Source organism: Vibrio sp. 10N.222.49.C9, assembly GCF_041474985.1.
Taxonomy (GTDB): domain Bacteria; phylum Pseudomonadota; class Gammaproteobacteria; order Enterobacterales; family Vibrionaceae; genus Vibrio; species Vibrio crassostreae_C.
This window is the reverse complement of record NZ_JBFRVD010001592.1, coordinates 1-361: the sequence shown is the minus strand read 5'-3', so window position 1 is coordinate 361 and position 361 is coordinate 1. Positions and strand designations below refer to the sequence as shown.

The window sequence follows — 361 nt, the reverse complement described above, 5'->3', positions numbered from 1 at the left end:
ACTCGAGAGACTGGCGCTGTCATGCTCATCGAAAGGGTTACGACCAAATCTAAAGCCGTTAAAGCGTTGGATTGGCGGAATGCCAATATCTACTTCGTCATGGTGGATAGATTTAACAATGGCGAGAAGAGTAACGATAACAGCTATGGTCGCCTTAAGGATGGCCAACAAGAAGTCGGCACTTTCCATGGCGGTGACCTAAAAGGTGTTATAGAAAAGCTGGATTACATTCAATCTCTAGGAACAGATGCTATTTGGCTATCGCCTATTGTTGAGCAAGTACACGGCTTTGTCGGCGGTGGCGACAAAGGCTCATTCCCATTTTATGCCTACCACGGGTATTGGGCGCGAGACTTTACCA

At 47.1% G+C, this 361-nt stretch carries 1 protein-coding gene; it reads left to right on the top strand.

What is annotated here, in order from left to right; translation table 11 throughout:
- Positions 1-361 (top strand): alpha-amylase family glycosyl hydrolase (locus tag AB4585_RS29410; RefSeq protein ID WP_372172369.1); only part of this gene is annotated, 361 nt, incomplete at both ends.